This window comes from Chromobacterium piscinae (genome assembly GCF_021129175.1).
Classification (GTDB): Bacteria; Pseudomonadota; Gammaproteobacteria; order Burkholderiales; family Chromobacteriaceae; genus Chromobacterium; species Chromobacterium piscinae.
In genome coordinates this window covers 40,031-66,618 of sequence record NZ_JAJOHV010000068.1, presented here as the reverse complement: position 1 = coordinate 66,618, position 26,588 = coordinate 40,031, and the positions used below count along the sequence as shown (strand labels likewise).

Here is a 26,588-nt window from a genome sequence, read left to right as displayed (position 1 = left end):
GCCTCCCGTTCGTTGCATTCTCAGCCGTCCGGCGCCGCCACCTCCAGCGCGCCGGCCATGCGGTCGGCCAATACGGCCAACCGCGCATCCACATCCGCCTCCGGCAGCTCCACCGTGAGCCAGGCCTTGTCGGCGTACTGCTGATCCACCACCGCCAGCCCCGCCTCCTGGCATGCATGCCGCAGACGGGCTTCGCCGGAGAAGTCCACCGCCAGCCGCCGCAAGCAGGTTCGGCTCACCGGCGTCAGCGCGGCCTCGGCCAGCGCGGCATTAACAGCTTGAGTGTAGGCTCTGACCAAGCCGCCCGCACCCAGTTTGATGCCGCCGAAGTAACGCACCACCACCGCCAGCACATTGGTAAGGCGCTTATGCTGCAACACGTTGTACATCGGCTTGGCCGCCGTGCCGGATGGCTCGCCGTCGTCGTCCAGCATCGAATCGCCGGCGCACAGCAACACCGCGCAGTAATGGCGGGCATCCGGCCAACGTGCGCGGATGCCCGCCAATTCGCGCAATGCCTCGTCGCGGCTGGCCACCGGCAGCACGATGCCGATGAAGCGGCTCTTGCGGATTTCCACCTCAGCCTGGGCCTTTTCTTGCAACTGGAACATTCCACGCATCCTGCGGTCTGAAACGGGCGGGCATTGTAAACCCGGAGGTCGCAATCCGGTACCGCCGGCAGCGCATTCGCGGTCTAAACTGAAAGCGGGAACCCCATCCGGAGGGAACGGCCATGACCACCCTGCTCCTGCTCGTACCGCTGATCGCCGCCGGCCTGTGGCTTTATGTCAGGAAATGCTGGCTGGACAGCGAAGACGCCATCCACCTGTCCCACTTCCTGCCGGATCGCGACCACGTCTGAGCTTTGTCCGCGCTGCCGGCCCCGCCGGCGACCCCGTTGTCATTCGCAAGAAATGGCCGGACAATAACCGTGATGATCGCCCCCTGAGGATTTCATGTCGCAACTCACCTTCTGGTTCGGCTGCGCGCTGGTCGCGCTGATCGCCGAATTCGTGTCGGGCACCTTCTATCTGTTGATGGTGGCGCTGGCCCTGGCATGCGGCGGCCTCGCCGCCTGGCTGGGCGCGCCGGAACCGTGGCAATGGCTGATCGCCAGCGTCAGCGGCGCCGTCGGCCTGCTGCTGATCTATCGCCGCAGGCGCAGCTTGATGCCTCCGCCCCCGCCCCAGGACGACCCCGACTGGGGCCAGCAGGTGGAAATTCGCGCGCTGACCACCCCGGGCCACGCCCGCATCCACTACCGCGGCGCCGAATGGGACGCCGTATTGCTGGACAGCGGACTCAGCGCCGGTGGCACCGGTTACATCTCCGGCCGCGAAGGCAATCAGTTCAAGATCTCGTCACAACAACCGCAATAAAGAGAAAATCCATGGAAATCGTCCTGATCCTGTTCGTGGCCGTCGTCATCTTCATTTTCAAATCGCTGGCGGTGGTGCCGCAGCAGCACGCCTACATCGTCGAGCGCCTGGGCCGCTACCACGCCACCCTGACTCCGGGCCTGAACATCATCACGCCCTTCATCGACCGCATCGCCTACAAGCACAGCCTGAAGGAGATCCCGCTGGACGTGCCCAGCCAGATCTGCATCACCCGCGACAACACCCAGCTGAAGGTGGACGGCATCCTCTACTTCCAGGTCACCGACGCCAAGCTGGCCTCGTACGGCACCAGCAACTTCATCGTCGCCATCACCCAGCTGTCGCAGACCACGCTGCGCTCGGTGATCGGCAAGCTGGAGCTGGACAAAACTTTCGAAGAACGCGACGACATCAACCGCACCGTCGTGGCCTCGCTGGACGAGGCGGCGATCAACTGGGGCGTCAAGGTGCTGCGCTACGAGATCAAGGACCTGGTGCCGCCACAGGACATCCTGCACGCGATGCAGGCCCAGATCACAGCGGAGCGGGAAAAGCGCGCCCGCATCGCCCAGTCCGAGGGCGTGAAGGTGGAGCAGATCAACCTAGCCACCGGCGCGCGCGAAGCGGCGATCCAGAAATCCCAGGGCGAGATGCAGGCCACCATCAACAACTCCGAGGGCAACAAGCAGGCGGCGATCAACCAGGCGATGGGCGAGGCCGAAGCCATCCGGCTGGTGGCCGACGCAACAGCCGACGCGATAAACCGCATCGCCGGCGCGGTCCGTACCGAGGGCGGCATCGAGGCCGTCAACCTGAAAGTGGCCGAGCAATACATCGACGCCTTCGGCAAATTGGCCAAGGAAAACAATACCATCATCATGCCGAGCAACGTCGCCGACGTCGGCGGACTGGTGGCGAGCGCGCTCAGCGTGGTCAAACAAACTAACCGTTAATCCCTTCGCAAACCCCGGCGCGGCTTGAATCTGGCCGCGCCAGCCCCCATAATCACCCGCATGAAATTTTTTACCGATCTCCTTCCTGTCCTGCTGTTCTTCGGCGCCTACTGGCTGACCCGCGACATGTTCCTCGCCACCGGCGTGGCCATCGCCGTCACGGTGGCGATGGTGGCATGGGCCTGGTTCAAGCACCGCAAGGTGGACACCATGCAATGGATCAGCCTCGGGCTGATCGTGGTGCTGGGCGGCGCCACGCTGCTGCTGCACGACAAGCACTTCATCATGTGGAAGCCCACCGTGCTGTACTGGGTGATGGGCGCCGGCCTGCTGATCAGCGAATTCGCAGGCAAGAACGGCCTGCGCCTGATGATGGGCAAGCAGATCGAGATGCCCGATCCGGTGTGGCGCAAACTCACCTGGGCCTGGGGCGGCTTCTTCGCCTTCATGGGCGCGCTGAACCTGTTCGTAGCCTATCACTTCAGCGAGGACGTCTGGGTCAACTTCAAGCTGTTCGGCGGCATGGGGTTGATGCTGCTGTTCGTGATCGCCCAAAGCCTGTTCCTGGCCAAGTACATCGAGGAAAAGAAATAATGCTGTACGCCATCATCGCGCGCGACCATCCCGGCAGCCTCGAGCGCCGCATCGCGCTGCGCGCCGAACACCGCGCGCGGCTGGCCGCGCTGCAGGACCAGGGCCGGATGAAACTGGCCGGCCCGCTGCCCGCCATCGACAGCGCCGATCCGGGCCCCGCCGGCTACTGCGGCAGCCTGGTGGTGGCCGAGTTCGCGTCGCTGGAAGAAGCGCGCGCCTGGGCCGCGGCCGATCCATACCAGGGCGGCGGCGTTTACGCCAGCGTGGACGTCCAGCCCTTCGTGCAGGTATTCCCCGCATGAGCGGCACCGTGGAACTGCTGGAAACCGCGTTGCGGGCCCTGGAGCCCGAGCATCTGGACATCCAGGACGACAGCGCGCTGCATGCCGGCCATGCCGGCGCCAAGAGCGGCGGTGGCCACTACACGCTGACCATCGTCAGCGCGCGCTTCGCCGGCCTGAACCGCGTGGCGCGGCACCGGTTGATCTACCAGACCCTGGGCGAACTGATGGCCGGCCGCGTTCATGCGCTGGCCATTCGCGCCCTGACACCAGAAGAACTCTGAATTTCTACCAAAGGGACAATATGAAACTCTCCCGTATCGCCGCCCTGACGCTGGCAGCCTCGATCAGCCTGCCGGTCGCCGCGGAGTCGATCGCCGTGGTCAACGGCGTTTCCATCGACAAGTCCGAACTGGACGCCGCGGTCGCCAATGTCGTGCAAAGCAATGGCGGCAAGGTGCAGGACAGCCCCGAACTGCGCGAGCAGTTGAAGAATTCGCTGGTCAGCCGCCAACTGATCCTCCAGGAAGCCACCCGCCGCGGCCTGGACAAGCAGCCCGCCTTCGTCAAGCGCATGGACGAGGCGCGCGCGGAATTGCTGCGCGATTCTCTGTTCGCCGACATCGCCGAAAAAGCCAACGTCGGCGATGCCCAGATCAAGGCCCGCTACGACGAGATGGCGGCACAGGTCTCCGGCAGCAAGGAAGTCCACGCCTACCAGATCACGCTCGGCAGCGAAGCCGACGCGCAGAAGGCCATCGCCCAGTTGAAGAAGGGCGCCAAATTCGAAGAGCTGGTCAAGACCCGCTCCATCGATCCCAACGCCAAGCAAAGCGGCGGCGACATGAACTGGGGCAATCTGTCCCGCATGGAGCCCAAGCTGGCCGAAGCGCTGAAGGCTATTCCCAAGGGCCAAGTCAGCGGCGCGCCTTACCAGTCGCAACTGGGCTGGCACGTGTTCAAGGTAACGGACGTCCGCAACGCCCAGATTCCGCCGCTGGACGCAGTCAAGCCGCAGATCGCCCGCCAATTGCAGGAAGAAGCCATTGCCAAGGCCGTGGAAGATCTGCGCGCCAAGAGCAAAATCCAGTAAACCCACCTCATCCGGGAAATAGAACAACATGCGTAAAATCTTGCTGCAAACCGCTCTGGTCGCCGCCTTCGCCGGCAGCGCCATCGCCGTGGCCGGCCCGACTGTCAACGGCCAGCAAATCTCCGACGCCCGCGTCGACGCCGTGGCCAAAATGATGGAAGCCCAGGGCCAAAGCGTGAACCCGCAGGCCCGCGACCAGATCAAGGACCAGCTGGTCACCGCCGAAGTGCTGCGCCAGGAAGCCGTGAAGAAGGGGCTGGACAAGTCGCCGGAATTCACCGCCGAACTGCAAAACATGCAATCGATGGCGCTGGCCAACCGCCTGATCAAGGACTACGAAAAAGCCAATCCGGTCAGCGACGCCGACCTGAAGGCCGAATACGACAAGCTGGTGGCCTCGGTTCCGGAAACCAAGCAGTTCCACGCCCGCCACATCCTGGTGAAGAGCGAGGCTGAAGCCAAGTCCGTCATCGACGCGCTGAAGAAGGGCAAGTCCTTCGACAAGCTGGCCAAGGAAAAATCGCAGGACCCGGGCAGCAAGGCCAATGGCGGCGATCTGGGCTGGCAGGAAGCCGGCACCTTCGTCGCGCCGTTCTCCGAGGCGATGAGCAAGCTCGCCAAGGGCGAAGTGACCGCCAAGCCGGTGAAGACCGAGTACGGCTGGCACGTGATCAAGCTGGATGACGTGCGCACCCAGCGCAACGTGCCGCAGCTCGAGGAAATCCGTCCGCAGCTGACCCAGCGCGTGATGGGCGGCCGCATCGAGAAGTACGTCGCCGATCTGAAGGCCAAGGCCCAGATCCAACAGTAAGCCTGCGCAGCGCGCGTTACGGGGACGGCATGCCGTCCCCGTTTTGCTTGACAGCGCCCGCCGCCGCGCTTACCTTCGCGCTCAACCGAAGCAGGCCCGCCCTGCCCTTGTCACCGCTGCCGCCGGCAGCCCCATTGGAAACGCCATGACATGGCCGCTCCCGCACAGGAAAATCACATGACCATCATCGTCAATGGCGTCGAAATCAGCGAAGACATGATCGCCTCGCAACTGGAACACTACGCGGACACCCCCAGCCCGCGCGATACCGCGATCCAACAACTGGTCCTGCACACCCTGCTGGTGCAACAGGCCAAGAGCGAAGGCCTGGACGTCGCCGACGAGCAGCAAGCCATCCAGGCCCTGCTGGACCAGAAACTGGAAGTGCAGCCGATCGACGAAGCCAGCTGCCGCGAATTCTACGAGCGCTATCCGGAGCGCTTCTCCGCCGGCGAAAGCGCCGTCGCCAGCCACATCCTGCTGCCCAAGGGCGAAGGCCTGGAAGCCAATCTGATCAAGGCAAAAGCCGAAGGCATCCTGGCGGAAGTGCAAGCCAGCCCGTCGCGCTTCGCCGCGCTGGCGCAGGAACACTCCACCTGCCCGTCCGGCAAGCAAGGCGGCAGCCTCGGCCAATTCGGCCGCGGCCAGATGGTGCCGGAATTCGAACAAGCCGTGTTCAGCACCGAAGCCGGCCAGATCACTCCGCACCTGGTGGAAACCCAGTTCGGCTACCACATCATTCAGGTGAACGAGCGCGCCGACGGCGGCAAGATCGGCTTCGACGAAGTCAAGGAACGCCTGCAGCACTACCTGACCGACATGGCCTTCAACCAGGCGATGCACGAGTATCTGAACATGCTGGTATCCGGCGCGCAGATCAGCGGTTACCAGATGACCGCCGCCTAAGCGACGGCCATCCAGCCACGCCCTACCAAGCCGTCCGCGTCGCGCGGACGGCTTTTTTCTTGCTCGCTGCCGCGGCAGGCAACTGGCGCAAGCTGGCCGCCACCGGCTTGGAGAAGTTGTAGCCGTCATGGCGGTCCCAGTTGATCGACCAGGTCATCGCGCCGCGGAAGGTCGGATAGGCCTGCGCCGGCAGCACGCCGCCGCAGCCCTGCAGCGCGGTCAGGCAGCTCAATGCCTTGGCCACGGTGTCCGGCGTGACGAAACCGGAATTGGCCGAACTGCGCCCCGACGGCACGCCGAAGGCCACCTGGTCCGGCCGCAGGCCCTTGAAGCTGCCAGACGCGCCGTTGCCGAGCGGGAAGCCCTCGATCAGCATCTTGCTGCCGCCGACCAGCATATCGGTCGACCCCTCGGCCAACGCGCCGGTGGAGTATGGCGTGTATAAGCCGCCATTGTTGTAGTACTGGACGTGGATCACGGAAAGATCGTCGCGCAGGCCATCGATAATGGGCAAGTAAGCGCCCCAGTTGCCGCCATAGGCGACGAAGCCGCCCTGCACATAGGGATGCTCCGGCGCCATCGACAGATAGAAGTTCGGCCCGACCTTGGCCTTCAGTTGCTTCACCGCGCTGACCAGATTGCTGACCACAGGCGCGCCGACGACGATGCCGCTGCCGCTTTCCAGATCCAGATCGATACCGTCAAAGCCGTATTGCGTGATGATGCCGTACAGGCTGTTGACGAAGTTCTGCACCTGGGTGGCGTTGTTCAGCGTCACCGAGCCGTTCTGCCCGCCCAGCGACAACACCACCTTCTTGCCTTTGGCCTGCTGAGCGCGAATGTCCTGAACGAACTGCGCGGCGCTGCCTGCCCCCGGGTCCAAGGTAAAGCTGACATTGCCGTTGCCGGCGTCGTCGGCGAAAGCGACCACGATCACATCCCAATCCGCGCTGACCTGGGCCAAGGGGAAAGCGCTGCCGCTCGGATTGGCGAAGTTGTGCCAGTAACCCACCAAGGCATGCTTGGCGAACGGCACGGTGTTGCCCGGCGGCGGGCTGGGCGGCGTAGGCGGATTCGGCGGCGTCGGCGGGGTGGGATCGCCGCCGGAGCAGCTGCCGCCGGCCGACCACAGCGTCGGCGAGGCCGCCGGATTCCAGTTGGCGCCGACATAAGCCGTATGCGCCACCAGCGCGGTGTAGTTGGCGTTGTTGTAGCTGACCACGTCGCCGGCCTTGTAACTGGCGCCCTCGGTCCAGCCCGGGCAAGCCGCCCACGCGCTCTGGCCGATGGCCAGCAACAAAGCCATTGCAATCGCCCTGCCTGTCAATCTACGCATCTGCCGTCTCCTCTGTGCGATTAATTGGTATCAGATTGGTATTTAATGGTATGTCGTAGACAATTTCTTTCAAGAAATAAATCCAAAATAAATATCAATGCCGATCATAAATTTCATTAGCACAGGCTATAGATCGCACAAAAACGACATTGGCATTTCAAAATCCAGCGTATAGGATAGCCGTTTGCTTCGCGCGCTCCGCCCATGCCGCCAATTTTCGCCATCCGACTTGCCCTCATCCTGCTGCTGGGGGCCCTCTCCTTCACACCATCCACGGCAAGCGCCGAAACCGGCTTCAACCGCCAAGGGTGGCTGGAAGACTACCGCTTGTTGAAGCTGGAACTGGAAAAACGCTATTCGCACCTCGCCTGGATGGCCTCCCCCGGCAGCGGCGCGGACCTCCCCCGCCTGGACCGGCAGGCCCAGGCTGCCCTAACACGGGCCCGCAACGATGCGGAAGCCAAACAGGCGATCCTGGATTTCCAAAGCGGCTTTCGCGACGGCCATTTCTCCCTGCTCAACACTGCGATCGAAACTCCGGCATCCGGCGCGGAACCGCCGGCACGCGATCTGTCGCATGACAACGCTCTTGATGGCTGCGCCTCGCTGGGCTATGCCAGTCGCGGCGCCGTCTCCTTCTCCCTGCCCTTCGAATCCCTGCCCGGCGTGACCTTGACCGCCGACGGGCTGGCGCGCCCGATGAGAAGCGGCGCCGCCGATCTGGGATCTGGCGGCACACTCGCCCTGCTGCGCATTCCATCCTTCAATCCCAACAACTATCCCCAGCTGTGCCAGCAGGCCTGGAACGCGATGCTGGCGCGGGATGGCCGTGTCGACACCGATAAGCTGTTCACCGACACCATGCGCGCCTGGTATCGCGAAACCGCCCTGCGCTTGCGTGAGCTGCGCGCGGCCGGCGCCCGCGCGCTGATCGTCGATATCGGCGGCAATTCCGGCGGCAACGACAGCGGCGACGCGATGTCCCGCCTGCTCGGCAATGGCCCGGTCCGCTCCGCGCCCTTATGGCTGGCGCGCTCGCCGCAGGGAGAAGCCTATTTGCGGGAATGGATAGAAAGTTTGAGCGCCGGCCTGCCGCCCGAAGCCACGGCGGCGGATAAAGCCGCCTTGCAACCGTTTCTCGACGCTTTCCGCGCTCAAGCGTCGAAACTGCGGCAAACGCCGCCGGTCGACATGAGCTGGGTTTGGCGCGAGCGGCGCGCCTTCGACCCCGGCGCCGCGCGCAGCCGGCTGGTCCAGATCGGCTACGCATCCGGCGCGCTCGACCGCCTGGAACCGGGCCGATATTCGAAAATCGTGTCCGAAGCGCTGTTCTGGCCTGCGCTAGCCTTCGGCAGCCAAGGGGCCTGGCAGGGACCGGTCTACCTGCTGACCGATGGCCAGACCTATTCCGCCGCCGAGATGTTCGCCGCCGTCAGCCGGGACAATCGATTGGCCAAAACAGTGGGGCAACGCACCGGCGGCGACGGCTGCGGCTTCATGGGCAAGGCCCAGCCCTTGACCCTGCCCCATTCCGGCCTGCGTTTTCGCATTCCCGATTGCGTCAGGCTGCGCGCCGACGGCAGCGACGAAGTCGCCGGCATCGCCCCGGACCTCCCGGTCAGCGCCGCGCCCGGGGAAAGCAAGCGAGCCTTGGCGCGCAAGACGCTGATGGCGATCGCCGCCGATCTGGCCTCCCATCTTGAATAAGCGCATGCGCAAAAAAACCGCCGCTCCGAATGGAACGGCGGTTTGATGGGATGAAAACAACTCAGCGGCAACTATCCGGCGTGCAGAACAAAGCGTCGTCGCCTGCGGCATCCGGCTTGGGCAGGCGCTCCGCCAGCGCGGCGGCCAGTTCGGCCGGCTTGCCCAGCCAGCCGGACAACTCCAGCCGCTCCAGCTTGCCGTCCTGCTCCAGCACCACCGACGGAAAGCCTCGCAATCCCAGCCGGCCCATCTGGCGGCGGGTGTCGTCGATATGCTTTTCCGCCTCCACGCGAGCCTGCTGCCAGGCCGCCAGGAAAACGCCGGCGTCCGCGCCCAGCTCGACCGCCAATTCGCTCAACACCGCGAATTCAGCGATGCGCCGGCCTTCCTGATAGTGGGCGCGCTGGATGCGGGCCAGCATCGCCAGCGGCGCGATGCCCAAGGCGTCCGCCGCCAGCACCGCGGCGATCGGCGGGTTGGAGGCCAGCGGCGCGCCGATGTCATTCAGCAGGCCATCGTAGTAAGCGTCGCCGAAAGGCTGCCCGCTCATCTGGGCGATGCGCTTGTCGTGCGGCATCACGTAAGCGCGCCAGTCCGGCGTGATCGTGCGGCCCTCCTCTTCGTCTATCATGCCGCCGGCGTGCATTTCCACGCTCACGCCGGGCAAGGCGGCCACCGCTTGCAGCAGCGGGGAGGCGCCGTAGCACCAACCGCACAGCGGGTCGTAGAAGTAATGCAGTTTCATGCCCGTTACCACTTCATCTCGCCCTTGCGCACCTTGGCGCCCAGCTCCAGAGTGGAGACTTCGGCCGCCTTCGGATAGGCCTGCTTCATCGCCTCGATCAGCTCGCCGCTATTGCGGGTTTCGGCATTCTTGGCTTCAAAGGTCTTCAGATAGTCGCGGGTGTAGCGGATGGCGGACACGTCCATCTTGTCGCCGGCGATCATGTGGCCCGGCACCACCACTTCCGGCTTCAGCGCTTCCATGTCGTCCAGCTGCTTGTACCAGCCCTTGCGCTCGGCGTCGTTTTGGGTGTCTGCGGTCCAGACATGCATGCCGGAGTAGATGCCGACATTGCCGACGATGGCGCGGATGGACGGAATCCACATATAGCCGCGGTGCGCCATCACGCCCTTGGTGTCGCGCAGCTCCAGCGCCTTGCCTTCCAGCATGATCTTGTCAGTCTTCAGCGCGGTCGGCAGCAGCGGCTTGGCCTGCGGCGCGTTGGCGCCCATCTTCGGGCCCCAGAACGCTACTTTGCCCTTCACATTGCCCTTGATGTGGGCCAGCACTTCCGGCGCGGCCACCAGCTCGGCCTTGGGGAAGATCTGCTTCAGCACCGAAGCGCCGAAGTAGTAGTCCGGATCGGCCTGGCTCACGTAGATGGTCTTCAGGTTCTTGCCGCTGTCCAGCACCTTGGCGGCGATGCGGTAGGCGTCGGCGCGGGTGAAGCCGGTATCGATCAGCACGGCGTCCTTGTCGCCGGTGACCAGCACGGAAGAAACATTGAAGCTGTTGCCGTCGGCGTTGTACACCGACAGTTTCAGGTCGCCTGCATGGGCGAAACCGGCGGCGGTCAGAGCGGCGGCGATCAGGGTTTGGCGGATCATAAGGTGACTCCTTGGTCTAATGCCGGCGCCCGCCGGCGGGTTGAACTGCGTTTCAGTGATGTTGCACACTATAAGCGCAAGAAACGATCCAATAAATCGGCTAAACTGCACATTATTGTTTCTTAAATCGTGCAAATAAATGGACCGCCTCACCGCCATGCAAGTGTTCGCCGAAGTCGCCCAGCTGGGCAGCTTCACCGCCGCCGGCGACAAGCTGGACATGTCCCGTCCGATGGTCACCCGCTATGTCGAGGAGCTGGAGCAATGGCTGGGCGTCCGCCTGCTGCAGCGCTCCACCCGCAAAGTCACCCTCACCGACGCCGGCCTAGCCTGCCTCGCCCGCTGCCGGCAGATGTTGGAGCTCGCCGACGAAGTGCGCGCGGATGCCGGCCAGCGCGACGGCCAGGTGCGCGGACTGCTCCGCGTGGCGGCCAGCACCTCGTTCGGACTGGCGGTGCTGGGCGGCGCGGTGGCGGAGTTCGGCGAGCGCCATCCCCAGCTGCGGGTAGATCTGCAGCTGGGCGATCGCGCCGTCAACCTAATTGAAGAAAGAATAGACCTCGCCATCCGCATTACCAACGAACCGGATCCGGGCCTGGTGGGAAGGCGACTGTGCGACTGCCGTTCCTTGCTGGTGGCCGCGCCATCCTACCTGGCCCGGCACGGCGCGCCGCTGAGTCCGGAAGACCTAGAGCGGCACCGCTGCCTCAGCTACAGCAACTTCGGCCGCAGCGAGTGGAAACTGAACCGCGGCGGCGAAGAACGCAAGGTGCGGGTGGCCGGCAATATCAGCGGCAACGAAGCCAGCGCGCTATTGAGCGCGGCGGTGGCCGGCGCCGGCATCGCGATGCAGCCCAGCTACCTGGCCGCTCACCACGTCAGCCGCGGCGAGCTGGTGGCGCTGCTGCCTGAATGGCAGCCGATCGTCCTCGGCATACACGCGCTCTACCCGTCGCGACGGCTGCTGCCACTGGCGCTGCGCAGCCTGCTGGACTTTCTGGTGGACCGCTTGGGTGGGCCGCTGCCGCCATGGGACATCCCCTCGGCGCTGGCCGGGCGCACCGCTTGAACGGCGATCCGCTACCAGGCATTGCAAACCCATGCCCTGTGTTCCTGACGCAGAACTCCGCAGCGCCCCTCGACCTCCACGCTTATATCGATCAGTCATGCCTGCATAACTTTTGCTATCGGCTGTCGCAGGGCGATTGCCTGCAGCCGCAAGATCGCCTAAGCTCAACTACAAGACCATCCCGGCAGCCAGGCCGGAGCCGCGCAAACCGTTTCAAGAAGTGGAATCAAGCCGATGTGCCAGCTGCTGGGCATGAATTGCAATACCCCGACCGATATCCTGTTTTCCTTCGAAGGCTTCCACCGCCGCGGAGGCCTCACCGACCACCATGCCGACGGCTGGGGCATCGCCTTCTTCGAAAACAAGGGCTGCCGCGTCTTCCTCGACGACAAACCGTCGGTGGAGTCGCCGGTGGCCGATCTGGTGCGCCGCTACCCGATCAAGTCCGAAAACGTCATCGCCCACATCCGCAAAGCCACTCAGGGCGAGATCAACCTGGCCAACACCCATCCCTTCATGCGCGAGATGTGGGGCCAGTACTGGATCTTCGCCCATAACGGCAACCTGGAAAGCTTCAACCCCAGCCCCGGCGAGCACTACCGTCCGGTGGGCACCACCGATTCCGAGCGCGCGTTCTGCCATCTGATGGAAAAGCTGCGCGTCAAATGGGCGGAGCCTCCGGAGGAAAGCGCGCTGTTCGAGGAAGTGGCGAGGCTGGCCGCGGAAATCAGCGCCAGCGGCGTGTTCAACTTCATGCTGAGCAACGGCCAGTCGCTGTTCGTCCACTGCTCCACCCATCTGCATTACATCATCCGCCGCGCGCCGTTCAACACCGCCCACCTGGTGGACGACGACGTCAGCGTGGACTTCGCCACCGTCACCACCCCGCGCGACCAGGTGGCGATGATCGCCACCCAGCCGCTGACCGACAACGAGCGCTGGACCCCGCTGTCGCCCGGCGAGCTGATCCTGTTCCGCGACGGGGCGCCGCGCCTGATCCACAAACCGGCCGGCTGACACCGGAGCGGCGATAGGCGTTATGCTGAAGGGAACCACCCGCAGCACGGACACGCCATGAGCCGCTTCGATCTCAATCACCCGCCATTCGATACCCTCGCGCCCGCGGAACGCGACGCGCTGGAAGCCCGCGCCGACATCGTCTACTTTCCCGACGACGCCCAGATCGTCGGCCCGGATCAGCCGATGGACGCGCTGTACATGGTGATCAAAGGCGTGGCGGCCGAGCTTGCCGGCGATGAAACGCTGGGCCGCTACCGCATCCACGACGTCTTCGACGCCCGCTCGCTGGTGGCCGGACGCGCGGCCAACAGCTTCGTCGCCGAGGAGGAAACCCTGCTGCTGGCCCTGCCCCGCGACGCGGTGCTGGAGCTGACCGACAGCAACCCGCGCTTCGGCGCCTATTTCTACGCCAGCGTCGCGGAAAAAATGGGCCTGCTCGCCCAGCGCGCCGGCAGCCGCGAACTCCAGACCCTGCTCTCCGCCACCGTGCGCGACGCCGGCTGCCGCCAGCCGGTTTTCGTCGACGCCGCCGCCAGCATCCGCGACGCCGCGCGCGCGATGAAGGAACAGCGCAGCAAGTCGGTGCTGGTCCGCGACGGCGAAAGGCTGGGCATTTTCACCACCACCGACTGCCGCGACGTCATTTTGGAAGGCGTGGACAGTGGCGAGCCGGTGGGCCGCCACAGCAGTTACCAGCTGTTGTGCATCGACAGGGACGACTTCCTGTTCAACGCCCTGCTGCTGATGACGCAGCGCAATCTGCGCCGGCTGGTGGTGACCGAAAACGGCCAGGCGGTCGGCATTCTGGCCCAGGTGGACGTACTGTCCTATTTCTCCAATCATTCCCACCTGATCGCCCAGCGGCTGGACCGCGCCGCCGATCTGGACGAACTGGCCAACATCGCCGGACAGATCGACCGGCTGATCCGCATCCTGTCAGGCCATGGCGTGCGCCCTCCCCAGTTGGGCCGGCTGGTGCAGGCGCTGAACGCCCGGCTGTTCGCCCGCGCCTGGCGCATGATCGCGCCGGCGAGGCTGGCGGAAAACAGCTGCCTGCTGGTGATGGGGTCGGAAGGCCGCGGCGAGCAGATACTGAAGACCGATCAGGACAACGCGCTGCTGCTGCCGAATGGAGAAGATTTCCCGGAGGCCCCAGCCTGCTGCGAGGCGTTCTCCGCCGCGCTCGCCCGCTTCGGCTACCCGCCCTGTCCCGGCGGCGTGATGGTCAGCAATCCGCATTGGCGCCTGTCCCTCAGCGACATGCGCGACCGCATCCACCATTGGCTGACCCGCCCCGACGGCGAAAGCATGCTGCAACTGGCCATTTTCTGCGACGCCGAATCCGTATGCGGCGACGAGGCCTTGCTTGCGGATTGCCGCGGCTACATGCGCGCGCGGCTGCAGGACGACGCCGGCTTCTTTTCCCGCTTCGCCCGCGCCATCGATCAATTCGACACCCCGCTCGGGCCTTTCTCGCGGCTGCGCACGCGGGAAAGCGGCGGCCGTGAGCTGCTGGACCTGAAAAAAGGCGGCATCTTTCCCCTGGTCCACGGCCTGCGCGCGCTGGCGCTGGAAAACGGCATCGACGCCGCCTCCAGCGCGGCGCGCGCCAGCTTGCTGGCGGCGGCGGGCAAGCTGGAGGCCGGGCTCGCCGACGACATCCTGGAGGCGCTGGCCTTCCTGTCCCAGCTGCGGCTTGAACGCGGCCTGCGGCGGCTGGACGCCGGCGAGAGCCCAGACAATCTGATCGAGCCGGAGGCCCTGTCCACGCTGGAGCGCGATCTGCTCAAGGACGCGCTGGCGGTGGCGAAGCGCTTCAAGACCCAGCTGCGCCACCATTACCGGCTGGGGAGTTTCTGATGCTGGAGCGGCTGCGGCGGCGCTGGCAACGCGCGCGGCTGCGCGATCCGGCCTGGAGCCTGCTGTTCGACGAGCCTGCGGACGAGATGGTCAGCCTGGACTGCGAGACCACCAGTTTGAACGCGGCCGAGGCCGAACTGCTGTCGATAGGCGCGGTCAAACTGCGCGGCAACCGCATTCTGCACAGCGAGGCGCTGTACCTGCTGGTCAAACCGGAAAATATTCCCAGCGCCGGCAATATCGCCGTGCACGGCCTGCGCCGCCGCGACCTGGCCGACGCCCTGTCTCCGCGCGAGGCGATTCTCAGGCTGCTGGCCTTCACCGGCGGACGGCCGCTGCTGGGTTACTACCTGGAATACGACGTCGCCGTGCTCAACAAATACGTGAAGCCCTGGCTGGGCATTGGCCTGCCGCAACGGCAGATCGAACTATCCGCCCGCTATTACGACTACCGCTTCCGCCAGCATCCGGACTCCCACATCGACCTCAGCCTGGACGCGCTGCACCGAGAGCTGGGCGTGCCGGACTTGCCCCGCCACGACGCGCTCAATGACGCGCTGAGCGCCGCGATGCTGTACCAGGCCCTGCGCAAGCGCGGCTTCGGCTGAGAACCGCCGACCAAGCCAGAACCGAATCGGTACGGCGGCGCTCAGATCCTCCGCGGTTTTTTCCAGCAGCGCCGATGCCGCAACATCTGTAAACATCTCCCCCGCTCGATGACGGCAATCTGGCACGCCTATTGCTGAACCAACCCACGCCAAACCATTGTTTTCGATTGGAAAATCAGAAAAACAGCCATTTCCGCGACGACAACGGCAAACATTGAACGGCAAGGCGGCAACAATTGCCGGCCGGACGGGAGTCCACGCTCCGACCGGCTGCCGCCAAGGACAGCAGCGGATCCGTGAAGCGCTGCCCGGCAACATCGTTCTCAAGGAGAAGCATCATGTCCGTCAGCAGTACCAATACCTCGAACGCCTATTGGCAACAGATGCAGGCGCAGCGCCAGCAGCGCCGTCAGGATTTCAACAGCCTGACCCAGTCGGTCCAGCAAGGCGACATCGCCGGCGCGCAGCAGGCTCTGGCCGCGCTGCAGCAGTTGAACGGCTCGAACAACAGCAATGGCGGCAACAGCGGCGGCGACTTCAGTTCCGCGCTGAACAACGCCATCAGCGCGGCGTCCTCCACCTCGCCCTCCACCTCGCCCTCCAGCTCCAGCTCGACCGATCCGTTCGCCGCGGTGAACGGCAGCCAAACCAGCAGCGGCGCGAGCAGCGCCGGGAGTTCCATCTCCTCCTTGCTGAACACGCTGGGCCAGGACCTGCAGTCCGGCAATCTGAGCCAGGCGCAGCAGGATTTCCAGCAACTGCAGCAGGGCCTGCAAGCTGATGGCACCCAGCAAGCCAGCGGCCAGCACCGCCATCACCACCATCATGGCGGCGGCGAGCAACAAAACGACAGCGGCCTGCAAAGCCTGCTGAACGCCGCCAACGGCAGCCAATCCCAATCCTCGGCAACTACTGGCTCCGCCAGCGCGGCCAACAACGTCCAGCAGTTGCAAGCAGCCCTGAGCCTGTACCAGGCGAATGCCGGCAGCAACGACATCAGCAGCCTGTTGATGTCGATGTCGGTCTGAAATGGACGCCTGGCGGGGACGGCTTGCCCTCCCCGCCGCGTTTAATGATAGGGGGCCAGCAGGCGACGCATCTCCTGATGGCCTTCCAATGATTCGCAAGCCTGCTTCAACCTGCCCATCGCATCCGCGTCGCGCGCCAGCGCGCTGGACTTCGAGACGTAAATCCTCAGCGGCTGCACGTCCAACTGCCATTCTCCCAAAGCCTTTCCGGCCAGGCCCGCCTCATCCAGCACATTACCGCAACCGGGCCGCACGCAAACAGTGGCGTCCAGCCTGCCCGCCGCCAGCATCTTCGCGCCTTGATCCATATCGCCCAGCAGCACTCTGGCATGCGGCACCGCGCGGTCGAAGGCGTCCAGCGTGTGGCTGCCTCTAAGCTCCCCGACGGCGAGGCCGGCGAAGCTGCGCTCTGATGGATGCGCGCGCCCTGGCTCCTTCAGGTAAACCAACGATACCTTGAGCGTCGCCACCTCGCAGATGGGGATGCCGTAACGCTCCCTCTCCTCGGTGGGGATGCCCAGATTGATCGCGTTGGCTCCGCTGCGCATGCCGTCTATCACCCGCAGATAGGGCCTGACCTCGGCCTTGATCGGCACGCCGGTCTGCGCCGCCAGGAAACGGACGAAATCCGGGCCGACGCCCCGGTCGCTGTCGGCCACGCCCCACGGCTCCACCGCGAGCGTGTAGGAATGGAACAACACAGGCTCCGCGGCCGCAGTTGCGGCAGCGACGGCCAAAGCCAGCCAAACAAGCCGCAGTTTCATCGTCTCTCCCTGCCTGCGCGGCGGCGGTCCGGCAACGCATCCGCGCGCTCCGGCCCTCCGCTCGGGCCACTTTCGTCAGTGTAGCCCAGCTGCCGTCCTCCACGATGCAGCCTCTCCTAACCAATCAATTCCAAAGGCATTATTTCTATTTGAATATTCATTTACGAAAGAAAAATATTCATCAAAAGATGTTGCCCGCATATAAAAGCGGCGTAAAATGCGGTAAAGTTCACTCTCAAACAAAAAGGCGTTCGATCATGAAACCCGGTAATGCCGACGCGGGCAGCCCCAGTCCCCGCAATCTGCTGCAATACTGGCTGCGCAAGCTCAACGGCTCCCGCCTGAGCGCACATGACAAACTGCATTTCGAACCGCTGCAGGAGGAACTCCTGCTCAATCTAATGGTGGCGGCCTGCATCCTGATGCTGGCGCTGTACGCCTACTTCGCCCGTTAAGACCCGCCAACAAAACCCCTGATCCTGCGTTGCGCCTCCTTGTCGCACGATTGGCACTGCCTGCGTCGGCGCGCCTTGGCTCAGGTTCTCTGCGAGGTTTTGTTAGCGGCTATGAGCGGCCCTGGCTCTTCCCGCGCGACAAGCGCTCCGCTTCGAACTATCCTGTCTGCGGCATGTCACCGTACTGAAGCCAAAACAGAGGAAACGATGATGAGACTGTCCGCACTAACTCTATTCTGCGTCCTTGGACTGAGTCTGCCCGCCTGGGCCGACAACGCCGACAACCTGTTCACCGTGCCGCTGGATGCTTTCCAGCCCGGCAAGATGGTGCCCGGCCAGCGCGTGTACCAAAAACCCGGCGTGGATCTGAAGGCTTACCATTCGGTGTTGCTGGAACCCTTGCTGTTCCTGCGGCAGGCGGATGACGGCAGCTGGGAATTGCTGCAGGCGGGAGAGGAAAACGCGATTGCCGGCTATTTCCACGACCGGATGCAGGCGGAACTGAAAGCCGCCGGCGTTGAGGAAGCGCTGCAGCCGGCGACGGGCGTCGCCCGGTTGCGGGTGGCCGTCACCGGCGTGAGCCAGGACAGGCCGGGCGTCAACGCCATCGACCTACTGCCGGTGAAAGCCGTGTTCAATCTGGCGCGCCTGGCCACCGGCAAAGAGCCCTACCTGCTGAAGATCGCGAGCATGGCGCAACTGGAGGATGCCCAGGACGGCGGCCTGCTGGCCGGCACCGTCAACCTGCGCCAGAACGAAAAGAACAAGACCAAGGAACAGCCGATGACGCTGGACCTGATCAAGCCGCTGATAGACGAATGGTGCCGCCAGAGCGCGCGCCAACTGGCAGCCCATCTGGGCAAGGCCCCATGACTCACAGCGGCTTGCGCATGAACACGCTGTGCGGGTCTTCGCGGTAATCGCCGAAAGGCGGGCAGAAATCGTAGCCGGCGCGCTGATACAAAGCGATCGCCTCATGCTGATGGATGCCCGTCTCCAGCATCACCACCGCGCAGCCCCTGGCGCGCGCCTGCTCCTCCAGGAATGACAGCACGGCCCGCGCCGCTCCCTTGCCCCGGCATTCCGGCTTGACGAATATCCGCTTGAGCTCGCCGAACTCCGCTCCGCACCATACTGCGCCGCATCCCAGCGCCGCGCCCTCCTCCCCTCGAATCACGGCGAAAGCCACCTCCGGCGCTAACAAGACCGACACATCCACTCCGTAATGGCATTCTGGCGGGTACAAAGGTTTCTGGTAGGCGTCCAGCTCGTCTATCAAGGCCAGCACTTCGGGTTGATCCGGGCGTTCCAGCCTGATCGTCCCCCCCGTCGCCTCCCTGGCCATGCCTGATCTCGTTCTTTCTTGCATACGCATCCTGTTTCCTTGGCTCGTGTTCTCAACTAAGCCCAACTCACTCCGCCATCTGGCTGCGATACTTGACGAATCCCCGCTTGGCGTCGCCGCGGAAGCCGGCGCCCAAGAAAAAACGGTGTGCATCCTCCCGGCCAATCGAGCTGAGTAGCATGATTTTGGAGCAATCTCGCGCCAGACTGCGCCGTTCGGCCTATCGCAGCAGCATCGCGCCCAGCCCACGGCCGCGCCAGCGCGCATCCACCACCACGTTCTCCAGCACGGCGAACGGCTGCTCACCGTACATGATGTCCTCGCAAAAACCGAGCCAGGCGGTGCCGGCCAGCTCGCCGCCGCATTCGCACACCAGCACCTGTGCCCGCGCGCCGTCCGCCAAGGCGTCCAGCCTCGCCGGCAACACCCGCGTTCGCGCATCGCCGGTCAACTGGCGGTATAGGGCCGCCAGCGCGTTGGCATCCGCGCCGGCGGCGAGCCTTATTTCAACCAGATGCCCTGTGTTGGTGCGCTCATGCATGCCGGAATTCTCCAATGACAAGGCCCGCCTCGCGGCGGGCCCAATGTGTCTGAAAAAGGCAATCTAGCAGAAAACAGCCGCCGCCAAACACATGACGGCGAAGAATGGCGTCAGGAAGCCTGATCCGCCAACTGTTGCCAGGTCTCGTCTTGCTGCCATCGACGGCACCACTCCATCACCTTGTCGGCCTCCATCGGCTTGGCGATGCCGAAACCCTGGGCATAACGACAGCCAAGCCGGCGCAGCAAGGCGGCGTGCTCCATCGTCTCCACGCCTTCGGCGATCGCCTTGCGGGCGAAAATGGAGGCTAGCTCGATCACGCCCTCGACGATGCGCCTGTCGTCCGGGCTATCTATCATGTCGTGCACGAAACTGTTGTCTATCTTCAGCGTATCCACCGGCAGTTGGCGCAAATGGGTCAGCGAGGCGTGCCCGGTGCCGAAATCGTCCAGCGCGAAATGCACGCCCAGTTCGCGGCAGCGCTGCAGCACTCGAATGGTTTGCTCGACATCGCCGGACGCGCTCTCCACGATCTCCAGCTCCAGATGCCAGGGCGGCACGTTGGGATAGCGCCCCAGCACGGCGGACAGTTGCTGGCCGAAATCGGCTCGCAGCAGGTAGTTGGTGCTGACATTGGTGCTGATATTGACGTGGAAGCCGGCCTCCGCCCATCGCGACACCTGACTGAGCGCGGCATCCAGCACCCACAAGCCGAAGGCTGCCTCCAGCTCGTTGCCGGACAAGTGCGGCAGGAACTCCGCCGGCGCCAGCAGCCCACGCCTGGGGTGGCGCCAGCGTATCAGCGATTCCACGCTGATGATCTCGCCGCTTTGCAGGTCCACCACCGGCTGGTAGAACAGCGTGAACTCGTCGCGGACCAGCGCCTGACGCAGCAGTTCGAGAAACTGGCGATGCTCCTGCGCCTTGCGGTCGTTTTCCGGATCGAACAGCTGGTAGCGGTTCTTGCCCGCGTCCTTGGCCAAATACATCGCCTGATCGGCGTGGCGCAACAGCGTGTCCGGATCGACATTGTCCTGCGGGTACAGGCTGACGCCTATGCTTGCCGTGACGCTGACCGCCGCGTCTCCCACCGGCATCGGCCGCGACGCGGTGGCCAGCACCCGGTCCAGCACCAGCATGCACTCCTCCGGCCCCCCCACTTCCGACAACAGCACCACAAACTCGTCGCCCCCCAGCCGCGCCAGCGTGTCGTCGCCGCGCAGGATGGCCTTGAGATTGTTGCTGACCGCCACCAGCAACTGGTCTCCCACCGCATGGCCGTATTTGTCGTTGACGCCCTTGAAGCCGTCCAGATCCAAGAAACACACCGCGCAGGACTTGCCGCTGCGGTTGGCGCGCACGATGGCCTGCCGCAGCCGGTCGGACAGCAGGCGGCGGTTGGGCACCCCGGTTAGCGGATCGTAATGCGCGACGCGGTCCAGCTCGGCCTCGTGCTGCTTGAGCTGGGTGATGTCGGAAAAAATGCCGATATAGTGCTGCACCTCCCCTTGTTCGTCGCGCACCACGGAAATCGACAGCAGCTCGGCGTAGAGCTCGCCGTTCTTGCGGCGGTTCCACAGCTCGCCGCGCCAAAAATCGTGGCCTTTGACCGAGTTCCACAGCTCCTCGTAGAAGCTGATCGGCTGCTTGCCGGAAGACAGCAGGCTGGGCTTCTGCCCTATCGCCTCTTCGGCGCTGTAGCCGGTGATGCGGGAGAAGGCGTTGTTGACTTTGGTGATCACGCCGTCCGGATTCACCATCAGAATGCCTTCATAGCTGCTGTCGAACACCGCGGCAGCTTCCTTCTGCGTCTGTTCGAACACCTTGCGCTCGGTGATGTCGGTATGGGTGCCGGACATCATCAGCGGCTCGCCCTGCTCGCTCCGCTCCACCACCCGGCCACGCGACAGGATCCAGCGCCAGTCGCCGCCTCGGGTCCGGCAGCGCACTTCCACCTCATGGCTGTTCAGTTCACCGCGCAGATTGCGCTGGATGGAGTCCCGGACCAGAGCCACGTCGTCGGGATGCAGATGCTCGTACCAGTTGTCCGCCGTGATATGCATTTCGCCGGGACCATAACCGAGCATGCTTTCCCAGCGCGGACTGACCTGGAAGCGGTTGGTTTTCAGGTTCCAGTCCCAGAAGCCCTGGTCGGAGCCGGCAATCACCCGCGCCAGCTGGCGCTCGCGGTCACGCAGCTCCTGTTCGGCGCGGTGCTGTTCTGTGAGGTCGCGGCCGAAGGCGATATAGCGGCCGTCCTTCATCTTGCCTGAAGTCAGGTCCACGCTGACCGCGCCGCCCTTCTTCAGCCGTAGCTTCCACTCGAAACGCAGAAAGGAGCCGTTGTTGATCTTGGCCAGATGTTCGGCCAACATGCCCAGACACTCGGGAGCCACCAGATCATGGATGTGCATGTCGCGCAACTCGTCCAGGCTATGCCCGGTCAGGCGGCAGCCGGCAGGATTGGCGAAGATGAAATAGCCGTCGACGTCGGTCACCCAGATCGCGTCGCCGGCTTCGTTCAACACCAGCCTCAGGTCCTCGTCGGCGCGCTTGCGTTCGGTGATGTCGGACAGATTGCCGACCAGCCGAACCGCGGCCCCGCGCTCGTCCCACTCCACCGCGCGGCCCCGCACCTGAAGCCAGCGCACGCCATCGTCCTGCTTGGCCAGCCGAAAATCGATTTCTATCTTCGGGCTCTTGCCGCGGCGATGCGCTTCTATCGCCTGCAACACATAAGGCAAATCGGCCGGATGCACCATCTGGCGGAAGAAGCGGAAATCGCCACTGTCTTCCTCCGGCTGGGTGCCGGTCACCTCGTAGTAGCGGGAAGAACGGTACACCTTGCCGCTGCGCAGATCCCAATCCCAGAAGCCGTCGCTGGTAGCCTCGGCCACCAGCTGCAGGCGGGACTCACTGGCCTTGACCTGCATGGCCATCTGCTTGCGTTCAGTAATGTCCTGCATGGTGCCGTACAGCCCGACAATGGTGTTCTCATCGCCGCGCCGCGCCTCTCCCCTCATCGTCAGCCAGCGGCTTTCGCCATCCGCGCGCAGCAATTCCACGTCGCACTCGTATCCCATGCCCACCAGCTTGCAGCGTTCTATCGCCTCCGACAGCTGCTCCCAGCCCTCGTCGCTGAAAAATCGCCGCATCGCCGGATAACCGGGCGGCCCGAAACGTTCGGCCAAGCCGAACAGGCGATAGGCCTCAGGCGACCAGTAATGCCGGTCTTCAGCCAAATCCCAGCTCCAGCTGCCGATGCCGGCCAACTGCTGCGCCTGCTGCAACATCGATTCGCTGTCGCGCAATAGCTGTTCGGACTGCTTTTGCCGGGTGACGTCGCGCGAGATGCCGAATAATCCGCCCAGTTGCCCTGCGCTGTTGTAGACCGGCCCCTTGGTCACCAGAAACACCATCCGCTCGCCATTTTGCAGCACCAGGTACTCCTCGTGGGTCTGCACCCGGCCGCTTTGCATGATCAGCCGATCCTGGACGATCAACTCCTTCGCGGTTTCCTCGTCGAACAGCTCCCAATCGTCCTTGCCTATCACCTCGCGGCTGGACTTGCCGACGAAGGCCAGCGCCGCGTGGTTGACCAGCAGGTAGCGCCCATGAACGTCCTTGATGAACACCGCGTCGGAGGTGCTGGTCACCACGGCGTCCAGCAGCGCCCGGTGCATGACGCCCCGCTCCAGCGCCAAGCGCAGCATTTCGCTGAGCAGGCTCACCGCCAAGCCATTCAAGATCAGAAACAACAGCTGCAGCTTGCTGTGCCACGGTGTTTGCGCGGCATGCAGATGGGGCTCGGCCACCAGGTCGACGGCCAGCACCGCCAACACGGTGGCCAGCAGACCGGGGCCAAGCCCCCCCATGCAGGCCCCCAGAATGATGGGAAGCATGAACAGGATCAACATCGGATGATCGCCCAGCTCCGGCCCCATTAAGAACTGCCGCAGCGCCAACGCGCCGCCTAGCAACACCAGCACCACCGGGTAGGCAAGCCAATTAGTCCAACGCTCCGACCGCAAACCATTGGCCAGACTACCCAACCAAAACAGTTGCAGGCCGTTATCGCTGGACGGCACCGCCCGCAATGCCAGCAACAGCAGAACGGAGGTCACCAGAACGAAGAAAATGCCCTTGGCGATGGAAAGGGAAACCACTCGGGAAATATCCAGCCCGGCCAGCAATTGGTCGGAGAAAAAGATCCAGGCCAGCGCGAACAGCGCGTAACTGGGCACCGCCAGCAAAATGAATCTGGTCCGCGCGTTGCTTGCCATAGAGAGCCCCCTGAGCCCGGCGCCGGCCGGGTCTGTCGTCCTCCGCGCCGCGATGCCGGCGGAGTCTTGTCGAACTTACGCCGAAACGGACGGCATGCCGTCCGTTTCGTTTGGATTCGTTCCTTACAGGTATAGCATTTGCCTTGCCCCCTGCCGCGGCGGCAAGACAAACAGGCATTCAAATCATCCTAGCCTGAACTATGCTGAGCGAAGAACCGTTGTCGCGAGAGGTAACCGGGGATGGAGTTTTTGTTCGATCTGGATGATCCCCTGCAGTGTCTGGAGCACATCTACCAGTTTCTCAGCCCGATGGTAGTGGCTTTTCATCCGAAAAAAAGCGCCGGCCGCACCGGCCCCTGCTTCGGCAGCGGCCTGCTGCTGAGCTACCGGGGCGAGAAGTTCATCGTCACATCCGAAGCTGTGCTGTCCGCCGCCTGCGTCAACCACGGCCAGAACGTAGTGGCCAGCAACGGCGCGCAACAATGGCCGCTGCTGCAACTGCGTTGCGCCAGTCCGCAACACCTGGACCTGGCGGCGATACATCTGCCGGCCGACTGGCTGGCGCGCCACCCGGTGGCAAACTGCTTCGAGCTGGACCACGGCACCCTGCCCGATCCGATGGCCAGCGCCTTCACCCTGTTGCTGGGCTATCCGGTCAGCAACGGCCGGCCCGCCGGCCAGCTGAATTCAGCGATAGGCGTGGTGTCGCGGCCATACAGCAGCAATACCCGCCGCAACCAAGTGGCGCAGCCCTTGTTCGTGGAATTCGACAGCCGCGACATACTCAGCCGCTGCCGGCTGGACAAGTCGACGCTGCAGGCCTTTTACCAGTTGGGCGGCGCGCCGGCCATCAGCCTGTACCACTCGTTCCAGCAGGACAGCAATCGTCTCACCGCCTACCTGCAAGGCGTGGTGGTGGAATGGGACCATGCCCGCATCGGCGCCACCGTCACCTCGTCCGCGCTGCTATCCGGCTTCTTGGATAGCTTCCTGCTGCGGCTTAGGCAGGACGGCGAGGCCGCGCCGCCGGAATTGGCCGAACTGCTCGCCCGCTTCCGCCACTAAGGCCGCAAGCGCCGTCTCGAAGCGCGCCGGCGCAGTCGCGCGCGATCGAGATTCCGCTCAATTCCGCTCAGCCGGGCATCTCGCCGGCCAGCGCCTTGGCGCGCTCATCGCCGCTGCCCGCCAGGCCCGCGCGCACGCTCAGCCGAGTCGCTCCGTCCTGGTTCTGGCTGAGCTTGTACTTGCCATCCAGCCGGCTCACCGTCAGCTCGATGCCGACGATGGCCCGCAGCATCTTGTCCAAATAGTCGGCCGGCGCGTCGGCCACTTGCCAGGGCTGCGGGAAACCAGCCTCGCGCGCGCGGGTCAGCTGGTCCAACAGGCTACGCAGCCACACCGGATCATCCACCGCTCGCAGCCGTCCCCTGGCATGCGCCACCATGTAGTTCCAGGTGGGGACCACCTTGCCATGCTCGGCCTTCGCCGGATACCAGGACGGACTGATATAGGCATCGTCGCCCTGAAATACAGCCAGCGCCTGCGGCGCATCCTCCAGTAGCCGCCACATGGGATTGGCGCGCGCCACATGGCCTCTCAGCTTCAGCGCGCCATCCTCTTCCACCGCCAGCAGCGGCAGATGGTTGGCCAGGGGGCCGTCCTCGCCGTTGATGGCCACGGTGGCCAGCGGCCGGGCCCGCATCAGGCTCAGCAGAACGGCCGGATCGGCCTCGACGAAATGGCTGGGCTGGTACATGATGGGCTCCCGGGAAAAATCACGACATTACAAGCAGACATCATCGCCCGGCAAGCGCTTCCGCCGCGATACAATGACAATAGTATTGCCAATCCATCTCGAGAAATCCATGCCCAGAAAACCGCGCGTCCGCTCCGGCAGCGGCGTCACCATGCATGACGTGGCCAAGGCGGCCGGCGTCAGCGCCATCACCGTATCCCGGGTGCTGAATCAACCGCAGCAGGTTTCCGAAGCGCTGCGCGAAAAAGTGATGCAGGCGGTCGACGCGCTGGCCTATGTGCCCAGCCGCTCCGCCAGCACGCTGGCCTCGGCGAGATCTCGGACGGTGCTTGTGCTGATTCCCTCGCTGGCCAACACCGTGTTCCTGGAGACGCTGGCCGGCATCGAAACGGTGCTGGACGCCGCCGGCTACCAGATGCTGATCGGCAACAGCCATTACGACGCCGGCCAGGAGCTGCAGCTATTGCGCGCCTATCTGCAGCACCGGCCCGACGGCGTCCTGATCACCGGCCTCAGCCACGCCGAGCCGTTCAAGCGCATTCTGAGCCAGCATGCGCTGCCGGCGGTCTACATGATGGATCTGGCCGACGATGGCCGCTGCTGCGTGGGCTTCTCGCAAGAGGAAGCCGGCGCAGCCATCACCCGCCATCTGCTGTCGCGCGGCAAACGCCGCATCGGCTTTCTCGGCGCCCAGCTGGACGAACGGGTGATGAAACGCCTGGAAGGCTACCGCGCGGCGCTGGACGCGGCCGGCTGCCGCGACGCCGGGCTGGAATGGCTGGACCCTCAACCCTCCAGCATGCAGATGGGCGCCGACATGCTGGACGCGGCGCTAGCGCAGCGCCCGGACTGCGACGCGCTGTTCTGCTGCAACGACGACCTGGCGATCGGCGCGCTGTCGCGCAGCCAGCAGCTGGGCATCGCCGTGCCGGAGCGGCTGGCCATCGCAGGCTTCAACGACCTGCAGCCGTCGGCCTGGTGCACGCCCACGCTGACCACGGTGGCCACGCCGCGCCGCGACATCGGCGTCCACGCCGCCCGCGCCCTGCTGCGGCTGATAGACGGCGAGGAGCCGGAATCGCGCCGCGCCGACCTGGGCTTCCAGCTGATGCTGCGCCGCAGCAGCTGAAATCCAGCATCCGCGCGGCCTCCCGCGTTGTTGCTCTCCCACTACAGCGCGCCGCCGAC

General features: G+C 64.5%; 28 protein-coding genes. 19 read left to right on the top strand and 9 right to left on the bottom strand.

Annotation, left to right across the window (positions count from 1 at the left end):
• Positions 1-20: 20 nt before the first annotated feature.
• The gene (locus LQR33_RS17475) at positions 21-611 is read right to left on the bottom strand and encodes an IMPACT family protein (protein WP_231469885.1); all 591 of its coding nucleotides are present in this window, start codon (positions 609-611) and stop codon (positions 21-23) included.
• Between the two features lie 122 nt (positions 612-733).
• On the opposite strand from LQR33_RS17475, the gene LQR33_RS24245 reads away from it, so the two are divergent.
• From LQR33_RS24245 to LQR33_RS17435, 9 genes are all read left to right on the top strand, one after another.
• Positions 734-862: a hypothetical protein gene (locus LQR33_RS24245; protein ID WP_260454949.1), complete on the top strand. Its 129-nt coding sequence runs from the start codon at positions 734-736 to the stop codon at positions 860-862.
• Between the two features lie 94 nt (positions 863-956).
• Positions 957-1,379: an NfeD family protein gene (locus LQR33_RS17470; protein WP_021477586.1), complete on the top strand. Its 423-nt coding sequence runs from the start codon at positions 957-959 to the stop codon at positions 1,377-1,379.
• 11 nt (positions 1,380-1,390) lie between these two features.
• The gene (locus LQR33_RS17465) at positions 1,391-2,332 is read left to right on the top strand and encodes an SPFH domain-containing protein (RefSeq protein ID WP_046156586.1); all 942 of its coding nucleotides are present in this window, start codon (positions 1,391-1,393) and stop codon (positions 2,330-2,332) included.
• A gap of 60 nt (positions 2,333-2,392) precedes the next feature.
• Positions 2,393-2,926 (top strand): septation protein A, encoded by a 534-nt coding sequence (locus tag LQR33_RS17460; protein ID WP_231469883.1) that lies wholly within the window; start codon positions 2,393-2,395, stop codon positions 2,924-2,926.
• Entirely contained in the window at positions 2,926-3,228 is a 303-nt protein-coding gene (locus LQR33_RS17455) for a YciI family protein (protein WP_166438263.1), read from the top strand. The genes LQR33_RS17460 and LQR33_RS17455 overlap by 1 nt, the downstream gene beginning before the upstream one ends.
• Positions 3,225-3,491 (top strand): BolA family protein, encoded by a 267-nt coding sequence (locus tag LQR33_RS17450; RefSeq protein WP_021477590.1) that lies wholly within the window; start codon positions 3,225-3,227, stop codon positions 3,489-3,491. Before LQR33_RS17455 ends, LQR33_RS17450 begins: the two co-directional genes overlap by 4 nt.
• 20 nt (positions 3,492-3,511) lie before the next feature.
• A complete protein-coding gene (locus LQR33_RS17445) occupies positions 3,512-4,300 on the top strand; it encodes a peptidylprolyl isomerase (protein ID WP_021477591.1) in 789 nt (262 codons plus the stop codon).
• A gap of 28 nt (positions 4,301-4,328) precedes the next feature.
• Entirely contained in the window at positions 4,329-5,111 is a 783-nt protein-coding gene (locus LQR33_RS17440) for a peptidylprolyl isomerase (RefSeq protein WP_166438261.1), read from the top strand.
• Between the two features lie 177 nt (positions 5,112-5,288).
• The gene (locus LQR33_RS17435; protein ID WP_231178908.1) at positions 5,289-6,017 is read left to right on the top strand and encodes a peptidylprolyl isomerase; all 729 of its coding nucleotides are present in this window, start codon (positions 5,289-5,291) and stop codon (positions 6,015-6,017) included.
• A gap of 22 nt (positions 6,018-6,039) precedes the next feature.
• Here the strand turns inward: LQR33_RS17435 and LQR33_RS17430 are convergent, their stop codons facing one another.
• Positions 6,040-7,353, bottom strand: coding sequence for a chitinase (locus LQR33_RS17430; RefSeq protein ID WP_231469881.1), 1,314 nt, complete (start codon positions 7,351-7,353; stop codon positions 6,040-6,042).
• A 204-nt stretch (positions 7,354-7,557) separates the two neighbouring features.
• On the opposite strand from LQR33_RS17430, the gene LQR33_RS17425 reads away from it, so the two are divergent.
• A complete protein-coding gene (locus LQR33_RS17425; RefSeq protein WP_231469879.1) occupies positions 7,558-9,060 on the top strand; it encodes a S41 family peptidase in 1,503 nt (500 codons plus the stop codon).
• A gap of 61 nt (positions 9,061-9,121) precedes the next feature.
• Here LQR33_RS17425 and LQR33_RS17420 read toward each other — a convergent pair whose 3' ends face one another.
• Positions 9,122-9,805 carry a DsbA family protein gene (locus tag LQR33_RS17420; protein ID WP_231469877.1) on the bottom strand — a complete coding sequence of 228 codons (684 nt, stop codon included), beginning with the start codon at positions 9,803-9,805 and terminating at the stop codon, positions 9,122-9,124.
• Positions 9,806-9,810: 5 nt separating this feature from the next.
• Entirely contained in the window at positions 9,811-10,671 is an 861-nt protein-coding gene (locus LQR33_RS17415) for an MBL fold metallo-hydrolase (protein WP_221668297.1), read from the bottom strand.
• 139 nt (positions 10,672-10,810) lie between these two features.
• On the opposite strand from LQR33_RS17415, the gene LQR33_RS17410 reads away from it, so the two are divergent.
• From LQR33_RS17410 to LQR33_RS17390, 5 genes are all read left to right on the top strand, one after another.
• Positions 10,811-11,740: a LysR family transcriptional regulator gene (locus tag LQR33_RS17410; protein ID WP_166438257.1), complete on the top strand. Its 930-nt coding sequence runs from the start codon at positions 10,811-10,813 to the stop codon at positions 11,738-11,740.
• Between the two features lie 234 nt (positions 11,741-11,974).
• Positions 11,975-12,757 (top strand): class II glutamine amidotransferase, encoded by a 783-nt coding sequence (locus tag LQR33_RS17405; RefSeq protein WP_166438256.1) that lies wholly within the window; start codon positions 11,975-11,977, stop codon positions 12,755-12,757.
• Between the two features lie 57 nt (positions 12,758-12,814).
• Complete coding sequence (locus LQR33_RS17400; protein WP_231469875.1) at positions 12,815-14,620, top strand: putative nucleotidyltransferase substrate binding domain-containing protein; 1,806 nt, start codon at positions 12,815-12,817, stop codon at positions 14,618-14,620.
• A complete protein-coding gene (locus tag LQR33_RS17395; protein WP_221664749.1) occupies positions 14,620-15,228 on the top strand; it encodes a 3'-5' exonuclease in 609 nt (202 codons plus the stop codon). The genes LQR33_RS17400 and LQR33_RS17395 overlap by 1 nt, the downstream gene beginning before the upstream one ends.
• A gap of 338 nt (positions 15,229-15,566) precedes the next feature.
• Positions 15,567-16,256 (top strand): hypothetical protein, encoded by a 690-nt coding sequence (locus LQR33_RS17390; RefSeq protein WP_221668294.1) that lies wholly within the window; start codon positions 15,567-15,569, stop codon positions 16,254-16,256.
• Positions 16,257-16,297: 41 nt separating this feature from the next.
• Here LQR33_RS17390 and LQR33_RS17385 read toward each other — a convergent pair whose 3' ends face one another.
• Positions 16,298-17,020 carry a substrate-binding periplasmic protein gene (locus tag LQR33_RS17385; protein ID WP_221668293.1) on the bottom strand — a complete coding sequence of 241 codons (723 nt, stop codon included), beginning with the start codon at positions 17,018-17,020 and terminating at the stop codon, positions 16,298-16,300.
• Positions 17,021-17,277: 257 nt separating this feature from the next.
• Between LQR33_RS17385 and LQR33_RS17380 the strand changes: the two genes are divergently transcribed.
• A complete protein-coding gene (locus tag LQR33_RS17380; protein ID WP_021477604.1) occupies positions 17,278-17,475 on the top strand; it encodes a hypothetical protein in 198 nt (65 codons plus the stop codon).
• 207 nt (positions 17,476-17,682) lie between these two features.
• Positions 17,683-18,348 carry a DUF3313 domain-containing protein gene (locus tag LQR33_RS17375; protein WP_231469873.1) on the top strand — a complete coding sequence of 222 codons (666 nt, stop codon included), beginning with the start codon at positions 17,683-17,685 and terminating at the stop codon, positions 18,346-18,348.
• 1 nt (position 18,349) lies between these two features.
• Here the strand turns inward: LQR33_RS17375 and LQR33_RS17370 are convergent, their stop codons facing one another.
• From LQR33_RS17370 to LQR33_RS17360, 3 genes are all read right to left on the bottom strand, one after another.
• On the bottom strand, positions 18,350-18,850 hold the full coding sequence (locus LQR33_RS17370; protein ID WP_221664752.1) for a GNAT family N-acetyltransferase: 501 nt from the start codon (positions 18,848-18,850) through the stop codon (positions 18,350-18,352).
• Between the two features lie 190 nt (positions 18,851-19,040).
• Positions 19,041-19,361 carry a GNAT family N-acetyltransferase gene (locus LQR33_RS17365; RefSeq protein ID WP_221668292.1) on the bottom strand — a complete coding sequence of 107 codons (321 nt, stop codon included), beginning with the start codon at positions 19,359-19,361 and terminating at the stop codon, positions 19,041-19,043.
• A 110-nt stretch (positions 19,362-19,471) separates the two neighbouring features.
• Positions 19,472-23,644, bottom strand: coding sequence for a PAS domain S-box protein (locus tag LQR33_RS17360; RefSeq protein ID WP_231178917.1), 4,173 nt, complete (start codon positions 23,642-23,644; stop codon positions 19,472-19,474).
• Between the two features lie 240 nt (positions 23,645-23,884).
• Between LQR33_RS17360 and LQR33_RS17355 the strand changes: the two genes are divergently transcribed.
• Positions 23,885-24,709, top strand: coding sequence for a hypothetical protein (locus tag LQR33_RS17355; protein WP_166438248.1), 825 nt, complete (start codon positions 23,885-23,887; stop codon positions 24,707-24,709).
• A 67-nt stretch (positions 24,710-24,776) separates the two neighbouring features.
• On the opposite strand, the gene LQR33_RS17350 is transcribed toward LQR33_RS17355, so the two are convergent.
• Complete coding sequence (locus LQR33_RS17350; protein WP_166438247.1) at positions 24,777-25,400, bottom strand: FMN-binding negative transcriptional regulator; 624 nt, start codon at positions 25,398-25,400, stop codon at positions 24,777-24,779.
• A gap of 109 nt (positions 25,401-25,509) precedes the next feature.
• On the opposite strand from LQR33_RS17350, the gene gntR reads away from it, so the two are divergent.
• The gene (gene gntR, locus LQR33_RS17345) at positions 25,510-26,529 is read left to right on the top strand and encodes an HTH-type transcriptional regulator GntR (RefSeq protein WP_221668290.1); all 1,020 of its coding nucleotides are present in this window, start codon (positions 25,510-25,512) and stop codon (positions 26,527-26,529) included.
• Positions 26,530-26,588: the final 59 nt, after the last annotated feature.